Origin of the sequence: Vibrio sp. T13N (genome assembly GCF_032970445.1) — a bacterium.
GTDB lineage: Bacteria > Pseudomonadota > Gammaproteobacteria > Enterobacterales > Vibrionaceae > Vibrio > Vibrio diabolicus.
Genome location: NZ_JAWJYE010000034.1, coordinates 1 through 6256 on the forward strand (window position 1 = coordinate 1; position 6256 = coordinate 6256).

A 6256-nucleotide genomic window follows, 5' to 3' on the forward strand; every position below is an offset into this window, starting at 1 on the left:
AAAAACGATACTAATTTTGGATTTTCACCACGCTCGTTAACACTGAAATTGAACGCCGATACGACAATTTGGACTTTGAGCTTTTACAACTAGATCTTGCGATATAGCTGCGTTTTTCCTCTTGCAAACTAACGCCCTGTTAAGGGGTGAGCAACGCAATACTGAAGCCGCCGCATACCACCTTAAACACTAAAGCCAACGCATAGTGAAAATGCCACGCGTTGCGAATCCCTCTTGAACAGTTTGTTAGGCTAATTTCAGCTGACAATGCTCTAACACAAGCTTACCTAAGCCATCCCAAAAGCGTAACAATACATCGATAAAATCAGAAATGAAGCCATCATGAATAATAAGGCGATTGCCTGAAGAAAGAGACAGAAGCTTATTATTTTTCGAAAAGTTTAGAGCATTAGACTTATCGATTATAGAACCATTATGAACAATGAAGTTCCTCAGTTTGTTTACATTAGAAATAAACTCTTTCTCTTTTTCAACAGATTCAAAAGATAAGCCAACTACTTTTCTTAGATAAGAAAATGACCTAGTAATACCTTTATCTTTTAAGTCAGAAGCCTTAACACTCAATGAAAACACTTCACTAAACTTTGTACAAAGAACATTCAGGTGGTGCTCTAATAAGTTAAACGTTGATATGAGCAATGATTCTCGGTGAATACTAGGAAAGAGCTCAACTAATGTTGAGTCCCATTGATAAAAATCAATAATGTCCTCATGAAACTTACTTTCAGAATGACTTAACTTTGAAGATATTTTCGAATCTAATTCTTTAGATTTTTTATAACATAATTCTTCAAGTTCGCAATTGAAGTGCTTAAAGTAAGTTAGCTCTTGTATTGCTTGGTCGCAATAACAAGGCAGCCTACTATTAAAAATTGTTAATGAATCCATTTTCACTCTCTTATATCAATTGCATTAGCCTAACGCCTTGTTAAGGTGTGAGGCGCGCAATACCGAAGCTTCCGCATACCACCTTAACCACTAAAACCAACGCATAGTAAAAATGCCACGCGTGCCGAATCACTCTTGAACAATTTGTTATGTAGCCGACTTTCAGGTTAGCGCTTTCTGTCCAATTTGGATTTTGGGTGTAATACCGGCTTTACGATACAAACCTAAAGCAGATTCATTGAAAGAATATACTTCTAACCACAGCTCTTCTCCGCCGTTAGAAATAGCCCTTTCCTCAAATGCCTCTATTAGCGTAAGTCCAACACCCTGACTCCTAAAGCGTGAATCCACTACCATCTGTTCAACGCTTGCGATCTTTCGCTGTTTTAGCGTCCAAGACTTACGAACCCATAGCTCACCAAAAATAAAACCTACTAACTGCCCATTGCTCTCGGCTACCAGGAAAATCGAGCTTTCACTTTCGATTATCTTGTGTAGGTCTATTTTTTGCTCAATTTCTTCCGGTGATAAAAAGTCATCAGGTAAATTTGCTTGATGATACTCATTAAGCTGAAACTGTAGTTTCTTGATAACGCCGATATCTTCAATGCGAGCTTGGCGAATAATTAACATATATAAATCCTTTTAACTTACCGTCCTCTCGCGGCTACATAACGCCGCATTAAGGGGTGAACAACGCCACCACCTAACCTAAACCCATTGTGCCGTATACACTTGAGCTAATTCAAACCAAAACTGCCAAGCGTTGTGAATCCCTCTTGAATGCTTTGTTATGTGCCTTTTTCACAGGGCGCTATAATTTCTAGTTCTTGGCTAGGCAAGTATGTAATTTCCAAGCAAGTTAACCGCCAAATACTTTCACGTAATTCTGCTTTGAACTCAAATAGACCATCACCTTGCAGTCCTTCAATCTTGTATTGCATATTAGCAGAGCCGGAAACTTTATACCCTCGGATGGTTCCTTGGATTAAGTCAATGTCGTATGGCGTACCAATATTTACATGAAACTTGTCTGAACTCTCCAGAGTGCTAAGTGCTAGCCTAGTTGAACCAGACTCTTCAAATGAGCTATTCATGCTGACAGTAAAGATGATTGCAAAAATAACACTACAACTTAGCATTATCGCAGCCGCGATAGACCACTTCCTTTGAGAACTTTTAAACTCGTCAACACTACTCCAATGGTTATGCTTCCAAGCCCACTCATTGCCTTTGAAGCCCAGAATAAATGGCATGACTATGTTAACTAACGGCACAAAAACAAACAAAGCTCGATAAGTACGAAAGCGAATACCCCATATCCAATTAAACGCAAACGCACCCCAATTCCAACCTTTAATTTGTTCAGGAACTTCTTTATTGTTTTCCATATATTCCATTAATCCTATTTGGGCACATAACGCCCTGTTAAGGGGTGAGCAACGCAATACCAAAGCTACCGCATACCACCTTAATCACTTAGACCAACGCATAGTAAAAATGCCACGCGTTGCGAATCCCTCTTAAACAGTTTGTTAGTTCCCTACCCACCATTTCTCAGATCTGAATAGTAATATTTAAGACCTTGAGTATCGATGTGGACGTTAATTTCTTCACATTTACAAAGAAATATAAAGTGAAACCTATCGAGCATTCTGCATGTTTGAGGGTTTAGATATGCTATGACTTTATTTTTGTTTGATGCAAACACGACCTTGTTATAGACATTTTGGTTTGAGATATTCTCTAAAACCGCGAGGCATTTCATGACCTCACACCACATTGAGTAAAGTCTATGATTGCATTGATTAAAATCCATAACTAACTCCGCTGGAATCAACTTGATTGTATCTTTAGATACATCTCGGCATAGGCTTACAAGAAAATCTCGCGAGCTTATTTCTCCTACCTCAACGTCTAATGCTTGTTCCAGAACAGTTAAGTACTCTTTGATTTGTTCCTCTTGATGCTGAATCAATGAATGCTGATATTGTTGATGTTGTATAAATATTTGTATCGATATGACAACCAACGTAACAATCGAAAGAATTGGAGCGTATATTCCCCCGACATAACCTCCTAAATCGGACCATTCATCTGGTTTATCCCAAAGCCCAAGACCAAACTTGTATATGTAAGCCAATATTGGCATTAGCAAAACAACAAACAAAGACCACAAAATAACTTTTGCTTGTTTATTCAATTTCTACCTCTACTTTCGAAGACGTTGCGAACTAACGCCGCATTAAGGTGTGAGCAGCGCTTGGCTATACTTGAGCGAAGCGAAAGCGCCAAGCGTTGCGAATCACTCTTAAATGCTTTGTTATATTTTTACTTGCACAGGACTTTCTGACCTAATTCGTTTTATCAACTCAGCAAGTTTTACATAAGTTTCAGGGACAGGGTTACTCTCAGTTGCCATATGCTCAGCGATTTCTATTTTTGATGGTAGAAAGCTTTGTAGGTTCTGGGCACGAAGATATTTCACCGACTGACTATAGAATGGAAGTGAAGGGTCAAAACTCGCAATGAACTGTTGCTTGTCAACTTGAGGATTAAGCTTGAGCAAAGTAGTTTCAAAAAGCGCATTGATAAAGTCAGACGCTTTAAATGACTCTTCAAACGAACCGCCCAAATCACCATTGGGCAATGTAACGACGGGAGAGCAAGGGACTTTAAATAAATGTATATTGTCAGGTTGCTGCCCTAGTCCATTAACTAAAGACTTATCATCATCGTCAAATGTGAAGATCATTGGTCTTTCATGGCTCAAAGTTAAATTCATCAAGCGTAACGTGTGCTTTAAATTGCCAATTCCATTGTAATTGGCTATTACAATCCCAAGCTTCTCAAAGTCAACCCCAAGCCCCTCTTCAAGCAAAATACGAAAAGCAAGCTCTTCACTTTCACCCTCAACAAATAAGTAGATACATTGCTCAAGTGCTGACTCTTTGCTTGCAATGTCCCACTGCTCCAACTGACAACGCAAATCATCAAGCGCATCAGCCTCTAATTTTTCTCTTCTATCCGACATATGACCTCAAAGAAAATATAACGCCCTGTTAAGGGGTGAGCAACGCAATACCGAAGCCGCCGCATGCCACCTTAAACACTAAAACCAACGCATAGTGAAAATGCCACGCGTTGCGAATCCCTCTTGAACAGTTTGTTAGGGCGCAGAGCCTATTGATACACGCTGACTTCTATTAAGTTCTTATCAAGATCCAAAAAATAGACCGATTGGATTGCACCAACAGCTCCTGATTTTTCGACTGGACCCTCTATGATTTTGACATTTTCTTTGACTAAATGGTTTACCACTGATGTCAACGGCCAATCTGAAATTAAGCAAACATCACCTGAACCGACATTAGCTATATTTCGCGGTTCTTGGCCAAGAAGCTGAAAGTTAATCTTTTGATTTCCGAACGTTACAGCCTTACGACCATTGGCAAAAGTCACCTCTTCCATGCACAAAACCCGTTTATAAAAGTCCACTGATTTTTCTATGTCGGAGACTGTGAGAACAATATGATCTATGTGATGAATCATCATTTTACTCCTTGCACCCTAACGCCCTGTTAAGGTGTGAGCAACGCAATACCGATGCCTCCGCATACCACCTTAAACACTAAACGCAACGCATAGTAAAAATGCCACGCGTTGCGAATCACTCTTAAACAGTTTGTTATGTTCGTAGCCTCGTGTGCCATCTAGTTACTTCCGTGAGCCTACTTTCATAGACCTTATTCACTGTTGCTATATGAGCTATGCAGTCAAAATTAAACAACACTACACGTTTTTTAATAGTTTTTACTTTATCCGTATCTACTTCAACTGTTAAAGAAGCTTTCAATAATGCTGATAAATCGATATTTTCCTTTATCGCTTCACTTCTAAACCAAGCTGATAGCTCATTGGAAATATACAGTTCTAGCTCGCCAGCAATCGAATGTGAAACTGTTCCATCGAGCAAGTTAATACACAAGACACCATTAGGCAGCTCAGATAACATTTCGAGGTCTTCACCCATCCGCCAACCAACAAACATCTTGGGTAGAACTTCAACGTAGTGATTAATCCTTTTTAGTCCCATAATCCCTCTAGAACATAACGCCCTGTTAAGGTGTGAGCAACGCAATACCGAAACCGCCGCATACCACCTTAAACACTAAAACCAACGCATAGTAAAAATGCCACGCGTTGCGAATCACTCTTAAACAGTTTGTTATACGCAAACTAGAAGAGGTAATACCGTTTAGTCGTGTTCTTGTGCTGTGTATTTATTTAAAAAATCATAGCTCAACGTGGGTAGCGGTTGGTTACAGAACGCCTCTGGTACGTAGTCAGTCTCAAAACCAATGCAGTAACCATGCCTTGCAAAGGCGACTTTGGCCAGGGTGGTCAGTTGCATGGAGAAATAGCCGTGTCTTGAATCATTCAAACGTGGCTGGCTCCAATATTCATGGTGATTTTGAACTGCCGAGTACATTGCCTTTTGGTAGGTTTTTTCATCAGCGCCACCAAATACTTTCATTATGACATCGATCATTGGTAAATGAAGGTAGGTGACAGCATCAGGTTCACCGTGATTCACCGGCTCGGAAGCACTAAAGTTGACGTACTCCTGAATCAAATCCGCAGGCTCGCCATCAGTCAAGCCAAAAACGCACCCGAGCATCTTGAGTAAAATCTTATCAGACTCACTTTGCCACTCAATTTGCGGGTGATCCACGATTTCAACGAAGCGTCTTGCGCTATCAAAATCTTCGCACAACAAGGAGCGCCATGTTGATACCGTTAGATCGTTACCTTCAATCCCACGGTAATCCTTGCCAGTGTGAAAGCTAAATGACACCTCTTTGTTTGGTAACGAAATCGTAATCTTTTCGCCACCCTCCAGTAAGGCATATTCAATACTTTTTGAGTCAAAATATTGCCAAGCGACAAGAGAGTGCAATGCACTGTCAATGTCAGCTAAATTCAGATATAACGTTTTGGTGTAGATTTCAAACCCTAAATCTCCTGGGTTGACATAATTCCACTCTTCACTTTGCGCCAACCTGCGTGTGATGATATCTGTCAAAGCCGCAATGTTTGCTGACTCATCTTTGAATACTTTCCGAGAGCCATCGTAGTTGATTGGCGAGTATTGTTGTATCGTCATTTATTACTCAATTTATATTTTATCTAGCACGAGGAGAACTCTGGCGTATAACGCGCAGTTAAGGTGTGAGAGACGCACATGCACCCTAACCTAAAATAAACTCTGATAAATCCGTGCCTATTTGGGCACTAAAACCCCAATGCGTTTCGAATCGCCTTGAACGTCTTGTTATTCCGCAAC

General features: G+C 40.2%; 8 protein-coding genes. All 8 read right to left on the bottom strand.

Annotated features, from left to right (window positions below; all coding sequences use genetic code 11):
- Positions 1–246: 246 nt before the first annotated feature.
- The gene (locus tag R2S67_RS22925; RefSeq protein ID WP_193248837.1) at positions 247–909 is read right to left on the bottom strand and encodes a hypothetical protein; all 663 of its coding nucleotides are present in this window, start codon (positions 907–909) and stop codon (positions 247–249) included.
- 162 nt (positions 910–1071) lie between these two features.
- Entirely contained in the window at positions 1072–1542 is a 471-nt protein-coding gene (locus R2S67_RS22320) for a GNAT family N-acetyltransferase (protein WP_317347116.1), read from the bottom strand.
- 158 nt (positions 1543–1700) lie between these two features.
- Positions 1701–2300 carry a cytochrome c oxidase assembly factor Coa1 family protein gene (locus R2S67_RS22325; RefSeq protein ID WP_317347117.1) on the bottom strand — a complete coding sequence of 200 codons (600 nt, stop codon included), beginning with the start codon at positions 2298–2300 and terminating at the stop codon, positions 1701–1703.
- A 152-nt stretch (positions 2301–2452) separates the two neighbouring features.
- Positions 2453–3112, bottom strand: a complete 660-nt coding sequence (locus R2S67_RS22330) for a hypothetical protein (protein WP_317347119.1) — start codon at positions 3110–3112, stop codon at positions 2453–2455.
- 120 nt (positions 3113–3232) lie between these two features.
- Positions 3233–3943, bottom strand: a complete 711-nt coding sequence (locus tag R2S67_RS22335; RefSeq protein ID WP_317347120.1) for a TOPRIM nucleotidyl transferase/hydrolase domain-containing protein — start codon at positions 3941–3943, stop codon at positions 3233–3235.
- Between the two features lie 149 nt (positions 3944–4092).
- Positions 4093–4461, bottom strand: a complete 369-nt coding sequence (locus R2S67_RS22345; RefSeq protein ID WP_029858158.1) for a VOC family protein — start codon at positions 4459–4461, stop codon at positions 4093–4095.
- A 136-nt stretch (positions 4462–4597) separates the two neighbouring features.
- Positions 4598–4942 carry a hypothetical protein gene (locus R2S67_RS22350; RefSeq protein WP_317347122.1) on the bottom strand — a complete coding sequence of 115 codons (345 nt, stop codon included), beginning with the start codon at positions 4940–4942 and terminating at the stop codon, positions 4598–4600.
- A 225-nt stretch (positions 4943–5167) separates the two neighbouring features.
- Entirely contained in the window at positions 5168–6076 is a 909-nt protein-coding gene (locus R2S67_RS22360; RefSeq protein WP_317347123.1) for an Imm49 family immunity protein, read from the bottom strand.
- Positions 6077–6256: the final 180 nt, after the last annotated feature.

Excerpts from the sequence above, each read along its gene's own strand:
- R2S67_RS22925 (WP_193248837.1), bottom strand. The coding sequence starts at position 909 with ATGGATTCATTAACAATTTTTAATAGTAGGCTGCCTTGTTATTGCGAC.
- R2S67_RS22335 (WP_317347120.1), bottom strand. The coding sequence starts at position 3,943 with ATGTCGGATAGAAGAGAAAAATTAGAGGCTGATGCGCTTGATGATTTG.
- R2S67_RS22325 (WP_317347117.1), bottom strand. The coding sequence starts at position 2,300 with ATGGAAAACAATAAAGAAGTTCCTGAACAAATTAAAGGTTGGAATTGG.
- R2S67_RS22360 (WP_317347123.1), bottom strand. The coding sequence starts at position 6,076 with ATGACGATACAACAATACTCGCCAATCAACTACGATGGCTCTCGGAAA.
- R2S67_RS22350 (WP_317347122.1), bottom strand. The coding sequence starts at position 4,942 with ATGGGTGAAGACCTCGAAATGTTATCTGAGCTGCCTAATGGTGTCTTG.
- R2S67_RS22320 (WP_317347116.1), bottom strand. The coding sequence starts at position 1,542 with ATGTTAATTATTCGCCAAGCTCGCATTGAAGATATCGGCGTTATCAAG.
- R2S67_RS22345 (WP_029858158.1), bottom strand. The coding sequence starts at position 4,461 with ATGATTCATCACATAGATCATATTGTTCTCACAGTCTCCGACATAGAA.